The 17,241-nt window shown below is 61.1% G+C and carries 21 protein-coding genes; 6 read left to right on the top strand and 15 right to left on the bottom strand.

All coding sequences use genetic code 11. From position 1 onward, the window contains the following. Positions 1 to 86: 86 nt before the first annotated feature. From GLW01_RS03415 to GLW01_RS03400, 4 genes are all read right to left on the bottom strand, one after another. Positions 87 to 926: a peroxidase-related enzyme gene (locus GLW01_RS03415; RefSeq protein ID WP_160898432.1), complete on the bottom strand. Its 840-nt coding sequence runs from the start codon at positions 924 to 926 to the stop codon at positions 87 to 89. Beyond that, a complete protein-coding gene (locus tag GLW01_RS03410; protein WP_225741708.1) occupies positions 920 to 1,546 on the bottom strand; it encodes an RNA polymerase sigma factor in 627 nt (208 codons plus the stop codon). Before GLW01_RS03410 ends, GLW01_RS03415 begins: the two co-directional genes overlap by 7 nt. Before the next feature lie 74 nt (positions 1,547 to 1,620). Beyond that, on the bottom strand, positions 1,621 to 2,304 hold the full coding sequence (locus GLW01_RS03405; RefSeq protein ID WP_160898145.1) for a haloacid dehalogenase type II: 684 nt from the start codon (positions 2,302 to 2,304) through the stop codon (positions 1,621 to 1,623). Positions 2,305 to 2,327: 23 nt separating this feature from the next. Further along, entirely contained in the window at positions 2,328 to 2,879 is a 552-nt protein-coding gene (locus tag GLW01_RS03400; protein WP_151440234.1) for a carboxymuconolactone decarboxylase family protein, read from the bottom strand. 125 nt (positions 2,880 to 3,004) lie between these two features. Between GLW01_RS03400 and GLW01_RS03395 the strand changes: the two genes are divergently transcribed. Beyond that, entirely contained in the window at positions 3,005 to 3,622 is a 618-nt protein-coding gene (locus GLW01_RS03395; RefSeq protein ID WP_160898144.1) for a TetR/AcrR family transcriptional regulator, read from the top strand. A gap of 452 nt (positions 3,623 to 4,074) precedes the next feature. Continuing rightward, positions 4,075 to 6,225: an FAD-dependent oxidoreductase gene (locus GLW01_RS03390; protein ID WP_160898143.1), complete on the top strand. Its 2,151-nt coding sequence runs from the start codon at positions 4,075 to 4,077 to the stop codon at positions 6,223 to 6,225. A gap of 59 nt (positions 6,226 to 6,284) precedes the next feature. Here the strand turns inward: GLW01_RS03390 and GLW01_RS03385 are convergent, their stop codons facing one another. From GLW01_RS03385 to GLW01_RS03375, 3 genes are all read right to left on the bottom strand, one after another. After that, entirely contained in the window at positions 6,285 to 7,082 is a 798-nt protein-coding gene (locus GLW01_RS03385; RefSeq protein ID WP_160898142.1) for a nucleoside phosphorylase, read from the bottom strand. Positions 7,083 to 7,416: 334 nt separating this feature from the next. Next, positions 7,417 to 7,752: a glutaredoxin family protein gene (locus tag GLW01_RS03380; RefSeq protein ID WP_160898141.1), complete on the bottom strand. Its 336-nt coding sequence runs from the start codon at positions 7,750 to 7,752 to the stop codon at positions 7,417 to 7,419. Between the two features lie 485 nt (positions 7,753 to 8,237). After that, a complete protein-coding gene (locus GLW01_RS03375) occupies positions 8,238 to 9,293 on the bottom strand; it encodes a hypothetical protein (protein WP_160898140.1) in 1,056 nt (351 codons plus the stop codon). 153 nt (positions 9,294 to 9,446) lie between these two features. Between GLW01_RS03375 and GLW01_RS03370 the strand changes: the two genes are divergently transcribed. Then, positions 9,447 to 9,800 carry a cupredoxin domain-containing protein gene (locus tag GLW01_RS03370; RefSeq protein ID WP_160898139.1) on the top strand — a complete coding sequence of 118 codons (354 nt, stop codon included), beginning with the start codon at positions 9,447 to 9,449 and terminating at the stop codon, positions 9,798 to 9,800. 34 nt (positions 9,801 to 9,834) lie between these two features. On the opposite strand, the gene GLW01_RS15725 is transcribed toward GLW01_RS03370, so the two are convergent. Next, positions 9,835 to 10,119 (bottom strand): ADP-ribosylglycohydrolase family protein, encoded by a 285-nt coding sequence (locus GLW01_RS15725; protein WP_202405579.1) that lies wholly within the window; start codon positions 10,117 to 10,119, stop codon positions 9,835 to 9,837. 260 nt (positions 10,120 to 10,379) lie between these two features. On the opposite strand from GLW01_RS15725, the gene ectA reads away from it, so the two are divergent. The 3 genes from ectA (at position 10,380) to GLW01_RS03350 (ending at position 13,665) form a co-directional block, all read left to right on the top strand. Beyond that, positions 10,380 to 10,898: a diaminobutyrate acetyltransferase gene (gene ectA / locus GLW01_RS03360; RefSeq protein ID WP_151440249.1), complete on the top strand. Its 519-nt coding sequence runs from the start codon at positions 10,380 to 10,382 to the stop codon at positions 10,896 to 10,898. A gap of 93 nt (positions 10,899 to 10,991) precedes the next feature. Next, positions 10,992 to 12,428: an aspartate kinase gene (locus tag GLW01_RS03355; protein WP_095616044.1), complete on the top strand. Its 1,437-nt coding sequence runs from the start codon at positions 10,992 to 10,994 to the stop codon at positions 12,426 to 12,428. Positions 12,429 to 12,591: 163 nt separating this feature from the next. Further along, positions 12,592 to 13,665, top strand: a complete 1,074-nt coding sequence (locus GLW01_RS03350; protein WP_202405549.1) for a sigma-70 family RNA polymerase sigma factor — start codon at positions 12,592 to 12,594, stop codon at positions 13,663 to 13,665. Between the two features lie 9 nt (positions 13,666 to 13,674). On the opposite strand, the gene GLW01_RS03345 is transcribed toward GLW01_RS03350, so the two are convergent. The 7 genes from GLW01_RS03345 to pdxH all read right to left on the bottom strand — a co-directional run bounded on the left by GLW01_RS03345 (position 13,675) and on the right by pdxH (position 17,186). Continuing rightward, positions 13,675 to 14,124, bottom strand: a complete 450-nt coding sequence (locus GLW01_RS03345) for a DUF3429 domain-containing protein (RefSeq protein WP_160898138.1) — start codon at positions 14,122 to 14,124, stop codon at positions 13,675 to 13,677. Then, complete coding sequence (locus GLW01_RS03340; RefSeq protein ID WP_095616042.1) at positions 14,124 to 14,423, bottom strand: DUF6482 family protein; 300 nt, start codon at positions 14,421 to 14,423, stop codon at positions 14,124 to 14,126. Before GLW01_RS03340 ends, GLW01_RS03345 begins: the two co-directional genes overlap by 1 nt. 73 nt (positions 14,424 to 14,496) lie before the next feature. Continuing rightward, positions 14,497 to 14,898: a fluoride efflux transporter FluC gene (locus GLW01_RS03335; RefSeq protein ID WP_202405548.1), complete on the bottom strand. Its 402-nt coding sequence runs from the start codon at positions 14,896 to 14,898 to the stop codon at positions 14,497 to 14,499. Then, positions 14,895 to 15,275, bottom strand: a complete 381-nt coding sequence (locus GLW01_RS03330; protein ID WP_160898137.1) for a fluoride efflux transporter FluC — start codon at positions 15,273 to 15,275, stop codon at positions 14,895 to 14,897. The genes GLW01_RS03335 and GLW01_RS03330 overlap by 4 nt, the downstream gene beginning before the upstream one ends. Further along, positions 15,272 to 15,880 (bottom strand): DNA-3-methyladenine glycosylase I, encoded by a 609-nt coding sequence (locus GLW01_RS03325; protein WP_160898136.1) that lies wholly within the window; start codon positions 15,878 to 15,880, stop codon positions 15,272 to 15,274. Before GLW01_RS03325 ends, GLW01_RS03330 begins: the two co-directional genes overlap by 4 nt. Beyond that, the gene (locus GLW01_RS03320) at positions 15,877 to 16,578 is read right to left on the bottom strand and encodes a 4'-phosphopantetheinyl transferase family protein (protein WP_202405547.1); all 702 of its coding nucleotides are present in this window, start codon (positions 16,576 to 16,578) and stop codon (positions 15,877 to 15,879) included. Before GLW01_RS03320 ends, GLW01_RS03325 begins: the two co-directional genes overlap by 4 nt. Continuing rightward, positions 16,551 to 17,186, bottom strand: coding sequence for a pyridoxamine 5'-phosphate oxidase (pdxH, locus tag GLW01_RS03315; RefSeq protein ID WP_160898135.1), 636 nt, complete (start codon positions 17,184 to 17,186; stop codon positions 16,551 to 16,553). Before pdxH ends, GLW01_RS03320 begins: the two co-directional genes overlap by 28 nt. Positions 17,187 to 17,241 lie beyond the last annotated feature (55 nt).

The raw sequence follows: 17,241 nt of genomic DNA, 5'->3' as shown, positions 1-17,241 counted from the left end.
CCGCATGGTGGATGCTCGCACCCACCACTCTGGTCCGATGGGCAGGAGACACGCTGGAGGCAGTTTTGTTACAGGGGCATCGGGGCTCAGAGTTCGCTGGCCATCTCCGGTTCCAGCGGCACGTTCAGGGAGTCGAGCATGCGGTTGAAGGAGCTGTAGAGCTCCATCACGCCGATTGCTTCCATGATGGCGTAATCACTGGCACCAGCCGCCCGGGCATTGGCGATAAGGTCCGGCGGCATGCCATGGGGGTTGCGGTTCGCCTCACGGGCGAATTGCAGTAGGGCGGCGTCCATCGGCCCCAGGAAAACAGGCTCCGATGTCGCCATGAAGGTTGATAGGTCGCCTGGTTCGACACCGAGAGTCTTCAGCATTCGTTTGTGGTGGGCTACGCAGTAGTCACAGCCATTATCCTGGGAAACGATGGTAGCGATCGCATTTTTCAGCCGCGGCGACAGCTGGCCGTTATACATCAGCGACTTCACCCGGCTCCAGGCCTGTTCGAGGAGATCCGGGTTATGGGCATAGGCCCTGAAAAGGTTGGGCACGTAGCCCTCTTTCTGGCGGATTTCATCGAAAATGGCCAGGACTTCGTCGTCGGACGTTTCCTGAAGTGGGTGGAAAGTCGGGTCATTGCCGGCCGCGTCGGAAACGGCAATATTGCCATTGGGTGGTCCCTGTGATGCACCTTCCGAAAGGCGAGCGTCCAGGGCGCTGGTAGTGCGCTGGAGAAACTGGTCGGGGATCGCGGCCTCGGACTCGACCCGCTGAACCAGAATGCGTTGGGTTGTTGCGAGGCCATCCACCAGGTTTCGGCAATGCCGGCACATCATCAGGTGGAGGCGCACCTTCATCTTCTGGCCGGTAGTGAGCTCCCCGTCCAGCCAGTCACTCGCCAGTGCGGATATTTCGTGGCACTTCAGCATTCCCCCGTCTCCCGGAAGCCTTCAATCATGGTAAAGAGTTTCTGCCGCGCCCGATGCAGGCTGACCCTGAGGTTGGCGGAGCTGAGCCCCAGTATCCGGCAGACATCGTCTGCCTCCATCTGCTGGATCTCACGCATCATCAGTACTGAACGCTGGGTTTCGGGCAGGGCTTCGAAGTGCTTATCGAGGCATTCCTTGAGGGCTTCGTTGGACAGCAGCTCATCGGCGGATTCCGACCCCCAGGGCCGGGTGGGTTGGGCCCAGCTGCCACCCTCATTGAATCGCCGCTCCAGCGATGGATCGAGCGGGGACTGGAAATCCGTCAGTGTTTCCCGGTTACTCTTTCGCAGCCTGTTGCGTGCGCGGTTCGCCGTGATGGTACAGAGCCAGGTCTTGAGCGCCGAGCGCCCCTCGAAGCCATCAATGGCATCAATCACCGCCACCCAGGTTTCCTGCACGACATCCTCCGCCGTGGCCGGATCGAGCATGCTGCGCGCCGTTGCCAGCATGGAACCGGAAAAGCGCTGGACGGCCTCGTGGTAGGCACTGGCGTCGCGCTGGCGAAGACGGCCAACCAACTGCTGTTCTTCCGTCGCTGCCTGCTCCATGTCTTCGCTCATTGCGGCTTACCATGATTGTGGATCATAACGGCCCGCCGGTGCATGAGCAAAACCAGATGCTGGGCCCGATCCGGTTACGTGTGGTTGGCGTCTCTTGGCAGTTTTTCGGCAAGCTCTTCCAGGTTCTGCACCGTCAGGCTTGGCTCAATATCCCAGGGATCGAAAACGGTAGCCGGATCGCGCTGGACCCAGGCTGCACCGAGGCCGGCCGAACGCGCGCCGATGACATCCCAGGGGTTACCGGAGACCAGCCAGAGCGGGTCAGAGCCGGCAGCGGTGGCCTCGCGTGCGTGACTGTACACGGCCGGGTCAGGCTTGAACGTGCCCAGCTCGTGCACACTGACGACGCCCTCAAGGTGATCGCGAACCCCCGCGTTCCGGAGCACCCGCTCCACTGCGTCGGGCGTTCCATTGGAAAAGGCGAACAGGCGGTAGTGCGGTTTCAAAGCTGCCAGGGCGCGGACCGCGTCGCTGAACGCCGGCAGACTCTGGTAGGCCTGCAGCAGGGCATCGCCGGTCCAAGTGTCCAGCGTATGCCCTTTTGAGCGGAACGCGAATTCCAGGGCCTGTCGGGTGCAGGTCCCGAAATCCGCGTACTGTCGCATCAGGCCCCGACGGAAGGCGTACTCCACTTGCTTCTGGCGCCAGAGCGCAGAGATGGCGTCTGCATCATCACCGGTGTAGTGACGCAGGTGGTCCACCATCCCGGATGGATCAACCAGGGTACCGTATACGTCGAACGCCAGTACGGGTGCCATTCGGGGCCCTCCTTAAGTGCTGTTTACGAACGCTTCCAGGCCAACGTCTGGAACGGCTCATCCAGCGGGGTTTCCGCGATGTGATTGACGTAGTTACTGATGGTCTTCTGCGCGAGCCCGAGGATGACTTCCAGCACCTGCTGCTGGCCATAGCCGGCCTTGAAGAACGCGTCCAGATCCGTCTTTTCGACATTACCGCGTTTGGCGATGACCTGCTTTGTGAATGTCCTCAGTGCTTCCAGTTTTTCATCCGGAAGAGGCGTTTCATCACGCAGTGCCTGGGAGATGTCATCCGACACGCCCATCTGCTTGGCAATGGCGGTATGGGCCGGCACGCAATAGGTGCACTCGTGCTCAACGTTGATAGTCTGCCAGACCACGGTGATCTCATCGTTATTGAGGCTGGTGTTGGTGAACAGCTCGTGCAGCGTACCGTAGGCCTTGAGCGTCTGCGGCGCCTCGGCGAGTACTGCATGCAGGTTCGGGATCATGCCCATGGATTTCTGCGAGCCTTCGAGAATGGGTTTGGCATCCGAGGGTGCGCTCTGGGTGTCGTGAAGCTGGAATGCGGTCATGGGACCTCCTGCATTGTAATGACTGTGTGTAATCTTGAGTAATCACTCAAGAACAGGAGAACGATAACTGGTTTTGAGTAATCACTCAAGTTATAATTGAGTGAACACTCAAGAAGCCTTCCGTTATGCCACGCACTGCGCGACACGATTACGCCATATCGCTGGAGCGGGCCGCCCATCTGTTCTGGGAAAAGGGGTATCACGCCTGCTCGCTCAAGGATCTCGAAGCCACGTTGGATATGCGCCCAGGCAGCATCTATGCCGCCTTTGGGAGCAAGGAGCAGTTGTTCGAGGCGGCACTGATGACCTATTACCAGCAGCTCGTTCAGGGTATGGAGGAAGTGTTGGAGGCTCATGAACGGGTTCTGGATGGCTTGTCCGCCTACCTCCGTCGCCTTGCAGCGGAAGCGACAGGCCGCACGGGGGCGCGGTCTGCACCGGTTTCCGCCTGCATGATGGTGAAGACGCTGCTCGAGGTGACAACGGATACGCCGGGGTTAAGCCATACCGTTAACCAGCTTTTTGATCGGATCGAAAGCGATCTGACCGCCCTGCTTGAACATGCTCTGGACCAGGGTGAGCTGCCCCGGGGGAGCGACTGCGCGCGTCTGGCACGGCTCTGGCAAGCACAGATCATGGCACTGAGAACCTTCGCCCACCGTGAAGTGGATGCGGAGTCAGTTGAACAGCTTGCCGAAGACATGGTGGCGTTGCTCCGGAGCAGTTCCGGCCGCGAGGTGTAACGCGACCCTTTATCTCGGGCCGGACGCAGGGCTACCGGTATCCCGTGATGGTGAGCTGCATGTGTTGATCGAAGCCGATCTGCTCCACTTTCATCGCCCAAGCGTTCCAGTACATCCGTTATCCAATATTACCTACCGGCACTGAAGGCCAGGATGACGACCCAAACTGCAAGGGGTGTCTGCGCGAGTACTACCGAATCCGTCGTCATTCACTGTTCGTGCCGCGTGATTTTGACGCCTCCCCTTACTTCGACATCGTCAAACCATCAGTCCAGGCTGGTTTTGACCACCGTGCTATGCCCTGGATCGGCAACGCCGAATGACTGTCAGTCTTTGCTGGCATTCGTGGCAAAAAGCAGCCTGGGTGTCCAAACCGAAGCGGCCGCTGTAACGTAAGCCGTCGGGTGACGTCTCAACGGAAGCGAGCCATTCATAACCATAAGGATTCCGGAATGAGCAACAGTAAAAAGATTGTTTTAGGCGTCATCGCGTTGCTGGTGGGGGCCTTCTTCCTTTTTGACCTGGGCCGTTTCCTTGAACTGTCGGTCCTCAAGGCGCAACAGGAGCAACTTAGCGAGTTGATTGAAGCCAACCTGTTGCTCAGCCTGGCACTGCTGTTCGTTGTCTATGTGGCTGTCACGGCACTGTCCCTCCCGGGCGCCGCTGTCATGACGCTCGCCGGCGGCGCCCTTTTCGGCTTCGGCTGGGGGCTGCTGGTGATCTCCTTCGCCTCCACGGTCGGGGCCACGCTGGCCTTTCTGGTGGCACGGTTCCTGTTCCGGGACACGCTCAGGGAGCGGTATGCGAGCTACCTGAAGAAGATTGACGATGGCATCCAGCGCGACGGCGCCTTCTACCTCGCCACCCTGCGTCTGATTCCGGTCTTTCCATTCTTCGTGATCAACATTGTGTTGGGTCTGACCGGTATGAAGACCTGGACCTTCTACTGGGTCAGCCAGCTCGCCATGCTGCCGGGCACCGCGGTTTTCGTGAATGCCGGCACCCAGCTCGCGCAGATCGAGCGCATGGGAGACATCGTTTCGCCGGAGCTGCTGCTGTCCTTTGTGCTGCTGGGGGTTTTCCCACTCATCGCCAAGTTCGTGGTGGGCCGCATCCAGAAGAAGCGGCTCTATGCGCATTATGACAAGCCCGAGCGCTTTGACTACAACATGGTCGTGATCGGTGGCGGCAGCGCCGGCCTGGTCTCCGCCTACATCGGCGCCACCGTCAACGCCAGGGTGGCACTCATCGAGCGCGGCAAGATGGGGGGTGATTGCCTGAATACCGGCTGCGTGCCCTCCAAGGCGCTGATCCGCTCTGCCAAGGTTGCCCAGAACATGCGTGAGGCGGACCGCTACGGGCTGACGGCCGCGGAGCCGAACATACCCTTCGCCAATGTGATGAAGCGCATCCATAACGTCATCAAGACCATTGAGCCCCATGATTCGGTGGAGCGCTTTACCAGTCTGGGCGTGGACTGCGTCCAGGGCTCGGCGCGATTCGTCAGCCCCTGGGAAGTGGAGGTGGACGAGGATGGCGCCAAGCGCCGGATCACGGCGAAATCCGTGGTCATTGCCACCGGCGGCAAGCCGTTCGTGCCGCCGATTCCCGGTATCGAGGACGTAGCGCCGCTGACCTCTGAGAATCTCTGGGAACTGGAGGATCAGCCCGGGCGGCTTGTGGTGCTCGGAGGCGGCCCCATCGGGTCAGAATTGAGTCAGGCCTTCTCGCGTCTGGGCACCCAGGTCATCCAGATTGAAATGGGCGATCGACTTCTGCCGCGGGAAGATGCCGATGTATCGGAACTGGTGCTGAAGCGTTTCCGTGATGAAGGCGTGGATGTTCGTCTGGACCACAGGGCGAGCCGGTTTGCGGTTGAGGATGGTGAGCGGGTTGTCTACTGCGAGCATGCGGGTGACACCGTGCGCATCCCCTTCGACCGGGTTCTGGTGGCCGTGGGCCGTAAAGGTAATACCGAAGGACTGGGTCTGGAGAGCCTGGGTATTGAGCCAGGGCCCCAGGGCACCTTGCCCACCAACGATGACCTGAGCGTGGTCTTCCCCAACATCTTCGCCTGTGGCGACGTGGCCGGGCCCTACCAGTTCACCCACATGGCCGCGCACCAGGCCTGGCACGCGGCGGTGAACGCCCTGTTCGGCCAGTTCAAGCGCTTCAGCGTGGATTACTCGGTCACCCCCTGGGTGACCTTCACCTCGCCGGAAGTCGGTCGGGTTGGTCTCAATGAAACCGAGGCCCGTGAGCAGGGCATTGACTACGAGGTCACCACCTACGGTCTGGACGACCTGGACCGGGCCATCGCCGAGAGCGAGGACCACGGCTTCATCAAGGTCATCACGCGGCGCGGCAAGGACAGGATCCTAGGCGCAACCGTGGCCGGTGAACACGGGGGTGAACTGCTGACCGAGTTCATCCTGGCGATGAAACACGGGATTGGCCTGAACAAGATCCTGGGCACCATCCACCCCTATCCGACCTGGAATGAGAGCGTGAAGTTTGCGGCGGGTGAATGGAAGAAGGCCCACGCGCCACAGAAAGTCATCCAGTGGCTGGGGCGGTATCACCGTCGGCGTCTGAAAAGCTGAATCCCCCCAGCCTGGATGCATGATGGCCGCCTGGAAGGCGAGCTTCCGGGCGGCTGCGGTTAAAGGGGAAGAAGCCGCTGGGCGGCCCGTTCGATAAGCTCTAGTGCATCGTTCACGCCGTTTCCGTCCCCTTTCTCAAAATCACCTTCCTGGCCCATCTGGTTGGTCACATGCGCGAAGCAAAGGACCGAACACCCGCGCGCCTCAGCAAAGGCATACAGCGCCGCTGCCTCCATCTCCACAGCCAGCAGACCTTCCTCCCGGTGTTTTTCAATCGCAGTTTCGGTTTCACGGAAGGGGGCATCCGTGGTCCAGCTTGCGCCTGTTATCACTGGGGCCGGGAGTTCGCCCGAGCCCTGTTCGAACGCAGCTACAAGGCCGGCCGGTGCATGACTGTAATCCGATGGCGGGCAGTAATGATAACTCGTTCCCTCATCCCGAAGCGCACGGTCGATCAGGATGAAATAGGGTGGTTTCTGGACCGGCGTAAGCTGGCCTGCCGAGGTGAGGCTCAGTAGAAGCCGGCAGCCACAGGCGAAGAGTTCCTCCGCCACCAGCACCGCGAAAGCGGACCCTACGGCACATCCCACGATGCCCACTTCCCGGTCCCCCAGCGAGATCACGTCGAGTTCGGTGTGATAACAGACCCAGTCCGTGTGGCGCCGTGTCAGCCCTTCGGCGCGTTTGCTACGCACAATGTCGCCGTCCGGATCGAGAATGCATACCTCCGGCACTGGTGAGGTCGATGCCTGTTTCTGGCGGCGCGCTTCCCGCAGGAGGCTTTCCGGCGTGAAAGCGGAGGGCTCGTGCCAATGCTTATCGCGAAGAATCGGCGGCAATTGGGTGGACTCTGTCATAATCACCTTTGTTTCGGCCTGTACCCGTGACGACTTGCTGGACCTGCCGGGACAAGTATAGTCGATCGCCTGGCCCCCAGGATCCGGTCTCCGCTTTCGAGAAAAGTGGCCTCAGCGGCCTTTACATAATGGGGGTTGGTGAGCGCCGGTATGCCATCCCGGGGCGGTCCGCCACGGAATACGTCGTCGGCGGGGACGCTGGCATCGGACAGGTCGAAGCCGTTGAGGGTCCGGGCGCCAGCAGGCGGTGAGGCCACAGTGCCGCCGAGCAGTACCACAGCTGTCAGTTGCATAACCCAGGCCGGAATAGTCATATCCCACCTTCCGGTGTGGTTCATTTCGTTTCAAGGTCTTCGCCCGTGGCCTTTCGCCAGAACTGCCGGAAGCGCTGCGGGTGAAAACCGTTCATGGTCTTGCCCTCAAGAAAAAGCAGTGGCGTGCCCCGCCCGCCAAGACGCTCAAATGTGGTCCTGGCCTTGGCGGATTCATTCAGGTTGTACTCGCTGTAGACGATGCCGTGTTCGCTGAAAAAGCGCTTCGCCGCTTCGCAGCTTGGGCAGTAGTCAATGGAGAACATGACCACCTCCCGGTCTGTTCCCGCGATGCTCACCGTACTGACGGCCCCAATGATGAGGAACAAAAAGATGTAAAGCGTATTTCGGAGGATCATGAGAGACCTCCCTCTGGTATGACTCCAGTGATACCGACACAGGAAGAGTTCCAATGTTACTCCGCAAAGGCTCGCTCCCGGCCAGCCGATCGCCCGTTTGATGTCTCTTGGCCTGCGTGATTGCGTCATGTGCTTGTTGTTGGCGACATCAGAACTGATAGGTTGTGATCAACTCCCCATAACTGAAAGAGCGGTCTGCGCGGCCAGCGCGCCATGGGCGGTGACGATAAGCAAGCCCATGAAAGGTGCGATAATGGTCCGTCGGTTCATCATGCGGAATCTCCGGGTGCTTTATCGTTGGTGTAAAAAGCAATGGTGGGCTTTTATTACGAGTTATACATCGAAGACATCCGGCAGTGGATTTTGTTACGGCGGAGCCTGGCATAAGGACTCTCCGAATTAGGGAAGTCCAGCTCCCATAACCCCCTCCCCGGGAAGTTCGGTATATCACTTCCCGGGGAGGGCTGGGTTGGAGGGTCTCTTGATCAGGAACCTTTGGGCTCATCGTCCCGAACGAAATCCAGCGACACGTTGTCCGCCTCGGTGATCGAGTCCTGTTCGAACATCATGTGGATGAAGGGCTGGGTTTCGCCATTCGGTAGTTCATAGGCCGTTTCCACAGGGGCGTGTCGTGGGGCCGTCGGGCCCAGCCCCAGCAGCGGACCAAGGACCGGCATGGGCTTGTAGGGCTCAACCGGCAGCATGATCAGGTGGGTGTGATGGGGCTGTGACGAGATGGGCCGTTTTTCCGCGGGGAGCGGGAGCTCTTCGTCAATGGCCAGCGAATAGTCGTTCTTGCGGACGATTTCGGTGGTCATCAGGTGCGTCATCCAGGTGCCCTGCTTCTCACCGTTCACATAGAGGTCACCGAAGCCCCAGAAGGCACCATGGGTGTATTCCCTGGGCATCAGGGGTGTGCCGGTGTCGGTTGTGCCGTGGAGCTCAGTATCCACCACTACACCGCCGCCGGTTTCGTACCCGGGGATGGGCGGCTGGACCAGCGTCTGCATGTCGATGCGGTAGTGGTTGCCGTCAGGGTCGTGGAATTCCGTCTCCAGTGCCAGTTCATCGGCGGCACTGAAGGGGCCTCCCGGCTGGTCCACCTCAACATTGTTGACCATCGTCGCCTCAAGATACCCATTGCTGCCCTCGGCCATGGGCAGGGGCTGGGCGTTATTGCCGAAGGGGCCCGGCTGGTTGAAGGCGGTGTACCGGGTGCCGGCTTCATTGGTCTCTCGTGCTTCTTCCGGGGCTGAGACCAGCGCCGGCATATCCCGCAGCAGCTGTTTGATGGGGCCGAGATCCGTGTTTTCGACATAGGCTTCCACATCGCCACGTTTCGGGTTATCCGGTGTGCCGAAGACTTCTTCGCTGAGATTGATGCGTGGGCCGGGTTTGACCCAGTAGACCAGTTTTCCAGGGTCCTGTTTGACGGTCACGACCTCCGGTTCGTCGAGGGCGCCTGTGATGTCCGGCTGGCTCGCGCAGCCGCCGATGATGGCGGCGGACAGCGTTGTTGTAATGAGTGTCGTCCTCTTCATGATGGTCACCTTCTTCTGCGGTTTTGCTCTCTTGGCCGCCGGGGTAACCCGGCTGCCCCGCTTTGGGACACAGTAACGCCAGCCTCATTACAGTGTCGTTCATGTACCGGATGCCAGATTCCCGATCCGGTTTCATGATCAGGAGGTTTCTTAATGAGAGTACGAACGTTTGGAAAGCAATTGAGTGCCCTGCTTCTGGGCTTCCCTGTAATCGCCCTGGCTGCGGAGTCGGCAGACGTAACCATCCAGGCGAAACCCGGGTTCCAGTTCGAGCCTTCCACCATCGAGGTTCCTGCAGGAGCTGAAGTTACGGTCAATTTCGAGAACACCGGCGCCATGGGGCACAACTTCACAGTGCCTGAACTGAATGCGGGCACGGAGACGATCGGCGCGGATCAGAACGAATCCATCACGTTCACCGTGGGGGAGAGCGGCAGCTATGAGTTCATCTGTGACGTTGCCGGCCACGCGGCGGCGGGCATGACCGGCACGCTTAAAGTGAAGTAGCTGCATCGATGACGCCCGGGGCTTACCGGGCGTGTCAGACGGCCAGGTGACCCTGGCCGGACAGCGCCATGTCCACAAACCCTTTGATGTCTGCCTTGATCGACTCATGGTGCACCAGGCCCTTTCTGAGTGATCCATCAACAGGCTGTATTGCCCCCAGCAGCATGCCCAGGCTCATACCCCGGTGTACGGTATCGCCACCGATCATGGCGCTTGTGCAGAGGCTCTCGTGGAGATTTCCGCCGTGGATCCGGACAATCCAGAGTATCAGGGGGATGCCGTGCTCCGGGTAGCAGGCATGGGCAAAGGGATGCGGCAGTGACTGCCGGTCGGATTCCTCGCAGACAGCCTTTCGGATCTGGACGTCTTAGAAGTAGGTCTGTTACGCCAAGATGATGGGATTCTGGACAGTGCTGTAGCGCCCTAAAAACCGGGCTGGTTCCATTTTCACCAGCCAGCCTTTATAATGGACTACGTATTATCCCATACAGGGCTTGAAAAAAGCCTCTAAAATCAACGGCAAAGGCACTCAGCCAGAACAGCGGGCACAGCTCCGATGGTTGGGTGAACTCAGACCGAATGACCAGCGAGACCTCCAGGGCGGAGGCAATCGAGCTCCGGCAACCAACGGACACGGACGGCTACCGGTTACACCGGCTGATTGCCGAATGCCCGCCGCTCGACCCCAATTCCATCTACTGCAACCTCCTCCAGTGCTCCCACTTTGCCGAGACCGGCGTGGCCGCCGAGCTTGACGGCGAGCTGGTGGGGTTCATTTCCGCGTACATTCCACCCACGAAGCCGGACACCGTTTTCGTCTGGCAGGTGGCGGTGCATGAGAAAGCCCGTGGCACCGGGCTGGGTAAGCGCATGCTGCGCTTCATTGTGGAGCGCCCGGCCTGCCGCAACGTCTGCTTCATGGACACCACCATCACCGAGGACAACGAGGCCTCCTGGGGTCTGTTCCGTTCCTTTGCGCGGGATCTGGGCGCGGAGACACAGCACTCCATTTTCTTTGACAGTGAGGCCCATTTCGGTGGGCAGCACGATTCCGAGATCCTGTTCCGGATCGGGCCCTTCGACGTGAACGCTCACTGAAACAGCATACGGCTCCGGTGCCGGCTACACTGGTTGGCAGGAAAACCGGTCGGTTCCGGGGCGCAAAGTCAGAATCAACCTAAGAACGGTACTATGGCAGAACATACGGTAGAAAAAATCGGTGGTACGTCCATGTCGGATTATACCGCCGTTCGCGACAACATCATTCTCGCCAACCGCGAGGAAGGCGATGTCTACAATCGCATCTTCGTTGTCTCCGCCTATGGCGGCGTCACGGACCGGCTTCTGGAGCACAAGAAGAGCGGCGATGCAGGGGTCTATGCCCTGTTCTCCCAGTCCGACTCCGACTGGGCTTGGGGGGATGAGCTCACCAAACTCTCCAAATACCTGTGCGAGATCAATGAGGAGCTGTTTGGGGATGAGCTGCTGAGCCAGCAGGCCGACCAGTTCATCGCTGAGCGCATCGAGGGTGTGCGCAACTGCCTGCTCGACCTGCAGCGGCTGTGCTCCTACGGCCATTTCCAGCTGGAGGACCATCTGCTGACGGTGCGCGAGATGCTCGCCGGCATCGGTGAGGCCCACAGTGCCTTCAACACCACGCTGCTGCTGCAGAATGAGGGCTACAACGCCCGGCTGGTGGACCTGACGGGCTGGCGTGATACCGAAACCCTGCCGCTGGATGAGAAGGTCTCCCAGGCGTTCGACAAGATCGACCTGAGCCGCGAGCTGGCGATCGTGACCGGTTACGCGCAGTGCAAGGAAGGGCTGATGCGCACCTTCGACCGCGGCTACAGCGAGATGACCTTCTCCCGGATCGCGTGCATGACCGAAGCGAAGGAGGCGGTGATCCACAAGGAGTACCATCTCAGCTCCGCCGACCCCAAGATCGTGGATGCGGAAAAGGTGGTGCCGTTGGGCCGCACCAACTACGACGTGGCGGACCAGCTCGCGAACCTGGGTATGGAAGCGATTCACCCGCGCGCGGCCAAGGGCATGCGCCAGGCGGATATTCCGTTGCGGCTGAAGAATACCTTCGAACCGGAACACACCGGTACCCTGATCACCCGCGACTATGTGAGCGAAAAGCCACAGGTTGAGATCGTGGCCGGCATGCGGCACGTCTTTGGTATCGAGGTATTTGACCAGGACATGCTCGGCGAGCCCGGGGCGGACCGCAAGTTCCTGGAGATCCTGTCGCGCTTCAAGGTGCACTTCATCAGCAAGGACACCAACGCCAACACCATCACGCATTATGTGGATACCTCGCTGCGTAACGTGAAGCGGCTGGTAAAAGCGCTGGAAGAAGTCTTTCCGTCGGCGGAGATCTCCACCCGCAAGGTGGCGATGGTGTCGGCCATTGGCAGTGACATGCAGGTGCCAGGACTGCTGGCCACGGCGGTCAACGCCCTGCAGGATGCGGAGATCCCGGTGCTGGCCATGCACCAGTGCATGCGCCAGGTGGACATGCAGTTCGTGGTGGAGGAAAGTGACTACGAGCGTGCCATCGCTACCCTGCACGGTAAGCTGATTGAGCCCCATAAGCATGAATACGCCATTGTTGCGGCCTGATTGGCTGTCTCAATGGCTGTGATGAGACGCTGCTATTGCTTCAGAGCCCCTGTCTGACAGGGGCTCCCGCCCTTCCGCCCTGTAACACTCGCGGGCGCATTGAGTCATCCATAAACGACCGCATACAGTATATATAGATAGAACCATCAACCAGGGGAATACTATGGATACGCTGTTAAACCCAATGGAACAGCGTGACCGTGAGCTGGTTGACGACGTCAGGGCCGATACGACGGAAACCTGGAAGGAACCGGCGTCAGCCGAGCCGGAAGGGCTCGACGATCAGGAGCCAGCTTCCGTCGTCGGTCACTATTTCCGGGATGCCCATCGCTTTTCGCTTCTCGGCAGGGAAGCGGAACGCGACCTGGGGCAGTCACTGGAACAGACCCTTCGCGGTCTGCTCGCGGAAATCGCGGAACCCGAACTGGAAGCGCTCACCATCCGGGAAGTGCTTGCCCGGGTGGAAGCTCACAGCGGTTCGCTCAGCGAGCAGGCACGCCAGCATCTGGCGGACCTGCGAAAGTGGCGGCGTGAACTCATCCAGAGCAACCTTCGGCTGGCGGTGTACATCGCCCGGGGCCAGCAGGGCCGGGGTCTGCCCTTGCCGGACCTGATCCAGGAGGCCAACCTGGGCCTGATCAAGGCCGTGGAGCGCTTTGATCCGACCCGTGGCTTCAAGTTCTCCACCTACGCCTACTGGTGGATCTCCGAAGAGGTCAAGCGGGCCATCAAGCGCGGTCGCCGTGTGGTGCGTACGCCCGACCATGTGGTGGATGAGATCCGCCGCCTGCAGGCTGTGGAGGCCCGTCTCCAGCGCGAAACCGGTTCCCAGCCAGACCGCTATGAGTTGGCGGAGGCGGCCGGAACCACGCCGGAGCGCGTGGATGAACTGCTGGGCTTTGCCCGTCCGGAGGTCTCCACCGCCACGCCGATTTCCAGTGAAGGGGATCTGGAACTGGGCGACACCCTTGCCGATGAAAGCGGCAACAAAGGGGAATCGCCTCTGGAGGAACGGGATCAGGCGCGCCTGCTGAAGGATCTGTTCCACCTGCTGCGTGAACGCGAAGCGGATATCCTGGGTCGGCGATTCGGGATCAACCGGGACGAGCCGGAAACGCTTCAGGTGATCTCCGAGGAGCTGGGCATCAGCCGTGAGCGGGTGCGCCAGATCGAAAAGGGCGCACTCAGCAAGTTGCGTGAGCATGCCGCCCTGTTTGCGGATGTGGCCGGCAACTGAATCCCAGCCTCAGTTCACCAGGTAGAGCCAGGTGGCAGCCGCTGCCTGGCACGCCACCACCCCCGTTGTCAGCATAAGCCGGAGATTGAGGTACCAGCGCGGCCAGTAGCCGGGCAGGGTAAACCAGTCCGCAAGGCACAGAAGGATGTACAGGACCGGGAAGATCAGTGCCTGTAAGTGCCAGTCCAGCAGCAGCGTCAACCCCGCGGAAACGAAGAACACCTGACTCAGGAACATGGCGTGGATGGGGGACAGCGGATAGCTGTGCTCCCCCATCTGCATGCTTACAGGCCAGTAGACGCCGCTGAGGAACGCCAGTATCCCCGCGCTGTACAGGTAGAAGAGCTGGGTGCCCAGCGGGCCGTGATGGGTGGAAAACACCATGATGGCAAGCGTAACTACGAAGGGGATCAGCCCCGCGAGACCGAAGGTGAATGCAAGCGGGCGTATTGCAAGCATCAGCGGTATCTCCCTGTGGGGATGCGCAGAGGATCAATGCCCACCTCATCCAGACCGACCATTTCGTTGTAGGCCGAATCATGGACCAGTTCCCGGGTGGCAATGCCCGCCTCGTCAAGCAGTTCATTGGCGGCGGGGATGCTGGGAAGGAGCATGGTGGCGTTATGGTCGTCCGAAAGAACCCGCTGCTGACCGTCCAGCAGCACACGGATCATGTAGAACTGGCCTTCCAGTGAACGGATTTCGGTGTACTCGACACGTTGTGCCGCGTCGCGGAGAGCGGGTAGCTGAATACGCATAACCGGGTCCCATCATGCCCTGTGGTGTATCGAGAGATACGATGGGGTGGTGGTATCTGGTTTGCCCGTGCCCTCAGTCTGTGTGATCTGTCATGTTCCGCCGGCCTGCCGCCAGCCCCAGGGCGGAGCCGATCAGCATCAGTACGACCGTGCCCGTGATATTGGCAGTACCAGCCGCCACTGCGCCGGAACGCAGAAGGACAAGGGTTTCGTGGCTGAACACTGAGAACGTGGTGAGCCCGGCGCAGAAACCGGGCACCAGGAACGCGTGGAGGTTGGCGTGCGCGAGCCTTGATGAGGGTATGGTAGCGCGTCCGGCAATCCAGCCGATGAGAAGGGAGCCCAGGGTGTTCACGACCAGGGTGCTCCACGGAAGCAGGGCCTCCGGGAGCAGGAACCGGTCCACCCCGTAGCGCAGGACACCGCCCAGTGCCGTGCCCAGAGCCACCCAGAGGCTGGTGATCGCCTGGTTCATTGCCAGCCTCCTGTCATCGCCAGCCCCAGAATGACCGCGCCCAGCCCGGCCACCAGTGTGGCGGCCAGGTTGAATACCGCTGTTGCAGCCCGGTGCGTGCGCGCCAACGTGATGGTCTGGAGGGACCAGGAGGATACCGTGGTGAAGCTTCCGCAGAAGCCGGTCATGGCCAGGGCGGCGGTCACGGGCTGTTCCTCCGTCGCGCCCCCAAGGGTGCCGACCAGAAGCCCCAGGACAAAGGCCCCAAGGGTGTTCACCGCGAGGGTGCCGAAGGATAGTGGCGTGTGGGTGCGCCGGTCAATCCAGCCCGTCAGGTGGAAGCGGCAGAGCCCGCCCAGCGCGCTGCCGGCCGCGACGGCCACGAATTCCGTGATCACAGCGCCACCCCGCGGCTCTGGGCGACGGTTTCCTCCCGGACCGGGCACCCCAGGAGGTGGTCATTGACCATGCCGACCGCCTGCATGAAGGCATAGCAGATGGTAGGGCCGACGAAGCGGAAGCCCCGTTTTTTCAGCGCCCGGGACATGGCCCTGGACTCCGCGGTTTCATCCGGGATCTCCTGTACATTGTGAAACTCGTTGATGATCGGCTGATGGTTCACGAATGACCACAGGAAGGCACTGAAGGCCTCGCCATCCTGTTCCATGGCCAGAAGTGCCCGGGCGTTGCCGACAATGGCCTCAACCTTGCGGCGATTGCGGACAATGCCGGTGTCCGAGAGAGCCGCCTCGATCTCCGGCTCGCCCCAGCCGGCCAGACGCTCGGGCTGGAATGCCTCGAACCGCTGCCGGTAGCCTGACTGCTTGCGCAGGATCGTCAGCCAGCTCAGCCCGGCCTGCTGGCCATCCAGGCAGAGTTTTTCGAACAGCTCATTCCGGTCCGTTACAGGACGGCCCCAGACCCGGTCGTGGTACTCGATGTAATCCGGCGCATCGCCGCACCAGGGGCAGCGCCCGTCACTGCGTTCCGTCACATTCTTCATGCTGAACCCACCCTGTGTAAGTGCCAGTGCGCGTCACGGATTACCCCGTCATGTCGCCATTCGGGCATTGCATGCCCCTGCCAGGCCACGCACAGCCGGTGGTCCTGAACCGTGGTGGTGGCTATGCGCCAGGCTGGACCCGGCCGGTCAAGAACAACCCGGTTGCGCTCAGGGTCGAACACCAGTGCCTGCAGGTTGCCGGCAATGCCCCGCCCGGTGGCCTTGATCCAGGCCTCCTTCAGGGTCCAGAGCGTCAGGAAGGCGTCTTCAGGCTGGTCCTGCGCCTGAAGCCAATCCATTTCAGAGCCCGCAAACCAGCGCCGGGCGAGCGCCTGCCAGGGCGGTTGGCGATCCACCGGCTCGGCATCCACCCCGATGGGCCCCGGGCTGAATGCCGCCAGCACCAGGGTCTGGGTGTGGCAGAGGCTGCTCCTGAAGCCGGCATCAGCGGGGGTGATGGCACCGCCGGCCGGGAGCCGGCTGAAATCCGGGCAGGCCAGTCCATGGGTCCGGGTGAAGTGCCGGGCCCCCTGGCGCCATAGCAGGCGGGCCGTCGCGTAGGTGCTCCGGCGTCCGGCGTCCGCCATGGCGTCGAGTCGAGCCTTTTCCGCGGCATTCAGCGAGACTTGCTCACCATTGCCGGGCGGCCCACTGAAAAGCTGCGGTGGCGCTACGGCTGAAGACGCTGGATCCGCCATCCATCACCTTCCCGGCGATACTCGAAACGATCATGCAGCCGGCTGGGCCGGCCCTGCCAGAACTCGATGCGTTCGGGGATCACCCGGTAGCCACCCCAGAAATCCGGCAGCGGGATCCGCCCCTGGCGGAAGCGTTGCTTCATGCTCTGGAGCTTTGCCTCCAGCGCCTGGCGGGATTCGATCACCGCGCTCTGATGGGAGACCCAGGCACCCAGCTGGCTGCCCTCGGGGCGCGAGGTGAAGTATTTTAGTGACTCCTGCCGGCTCACCTTCTCCACAGCGCCCTCAATGGTCACCTGCCGGTTGAGCACCACCCAGGGGAAAAGCATGGCCGCGCGTGGATTCTCTTCCAACGCCCTGGCCTTGCGGCTGCCGTAGTTGGTGTAGAACACGAAGCCGGCGGCATCGAAGTACTTGAGCAGAACGGTGCGGGCGGTGGGCCAGCCCTGGGCATCCGCGGTAGCCAGTGTCAGGGCATTGGCGTCCTCGATGCCCGCCTCCTGTGCCTGGGCGAACCAGTGCTCGAACTGGCGGAAGGGGCAGTCGTCCAGGTGCTCATGCTCCAGCCCCTCGCTTTCAAAATCGCGGCGCATGTCGCCAATGTCCACGGTTTACCTCCTGAGTGTTGTCGCCAGAACACTAACACGTTCGCGCCGGCGTTGC

Source organism: Vreelandella halophila (assembly GCF_009856365.1).
Taxonomy (GTDB): Bacteria; Pseudomonadota; Gammaproteobacteria; order Pseudomonadales; family Oleiphilaceae; genus Halospina; species Halospina utahensis_B.
Note: the sequence above shows the minus strand (reverse complement) of the source record. Positions and strands in the feature narration are given on the sequence as shown.

Bases quoted from the DNA above. Each gene is read 5' to 3' on its own strand.
- GLW01_RS03400 (WP_151440234.1), bottom strand. From the start codon at position 2,879: ATGACCGCATTCCAGCTTCACGACACCCAGAGCGCACCCTCGGATGCC.
- GLW01_RS03385 (WP_160898142.1), bottom strand. From the start codon at position 7,082: ATGACAGAGTCCACCCAATTGCCGCCGATTCTTCGCGATAAGCATTGG.
- GLW01_RS03395 (WP_160898144.1), top strand. From the start codon at position 3,005: ATGCCACGCACTGCGCGACACGATTACGCCATATCGCTGGAGCGGGCC.
- GLW01_RS03340 (WP_095616042.1), bottom strand. From the start codon at position 14,423: ATGCGTATTCAGCTACCCGCTCTCCGCGACGCGGCACAACGTGTCGAG.
- GLW01_RS03380 (WP_160898141.1), bottom strand. From the start codon at position 7,752: ATGATCCTCCGAAATACGCTTTACATCTTTTTGTTCCTCATCATTGGG.
- GLW01_RS03320 (WP_202405547.1), bottom strand. From the start codon at position 16,578: ATGGCGGATCCAGCGTCTTCAGCCGTAGCGCCACCGCAGCTTTTCAGT.
- GLW01_RS03355 (WP_095616044.1), top strand. From the start codon at position 10,992: ATGGCAGAACATACGGTAGAAAAAATCGGTGGTACGTCCATGTCGGAT.
- GLW01_RS03335 (WP_202405548.1), bottom strand. From the start codon at position 14,898: ATGAACCAGGCGATCACCAGCCTCTGGGTGGCTCTGGGCACGGCACTG.
- GLW01_RS03375 (WP_160898140.1), bottom strand. From the start codon at position 9,293: ATGAAGAGGACGACACTCATTACAACAACGCTGTCCGCCGCCATCATC.
- GLW01_RS03350 (WP_202405549.1), top strand. From the start codon at position 12,592: ATGGATACGCTGTTAAACCCAATGGAACAGCGTGACCGTGAGCTGGTT.
- ectA (WP_151440249.1), top strand. From the start codon at position 10,380: ATGACCAGCGAGACCTCCAGGGCGGAGGCAATCGAGCTCCGGCAACCA.
- GLW01_RS03390 (WP_160898143.1), top strand. From the start codon at position 4,075: ATGAGCAACAGTAAAAAGATTGTTTTAGGCGTCATCGCGTTGCTGGTG.
- GLW01_RS03405 (WP_160898145.1), bottom strand. From the start codon at position 2,304: ATGGCACCCGTACTGGCGTTCGACGTATACGGTACCCTGGTTGATCCA.
- GLW01_RS03345 (WP_160898138.1), bottom strand. From the start codon at position 14,124: ATGCTTGCAATACGCCCGCTTGCATTCACCTTCGGTCTCGCGGGGCTG.
- GLW01_RS03325 (WP_160898136.1), bottom strand. From the start codon at position 15,880: ATGAAGAATGTGACGGAACGCAGTGACGGGCGCTGCCCCTGGTGCGGC.
- GLW01_RS03370 (WP_160898139.1), top strand. From the start codon at position 9,447: ATGAGAGTACGAACGTTTGGAAAGCAATTGAGTGCCCTGCTTCTGGGC.
- GLW01_RS03410 (WP_225741708.1), bottom strand. From the start codon at position 1,546: ATGAGCGAAGACATGGAGCAGGCAGCGACGGAAGAACAGCAGTTGGTT.
- GLW01_RS03415 (WP_160898432.1), bottom strand. From the start codon at position 926: ATGCTGAAGTGCCACGAAATATCCGCACTGGCGAGTGACTGGCTGGAC.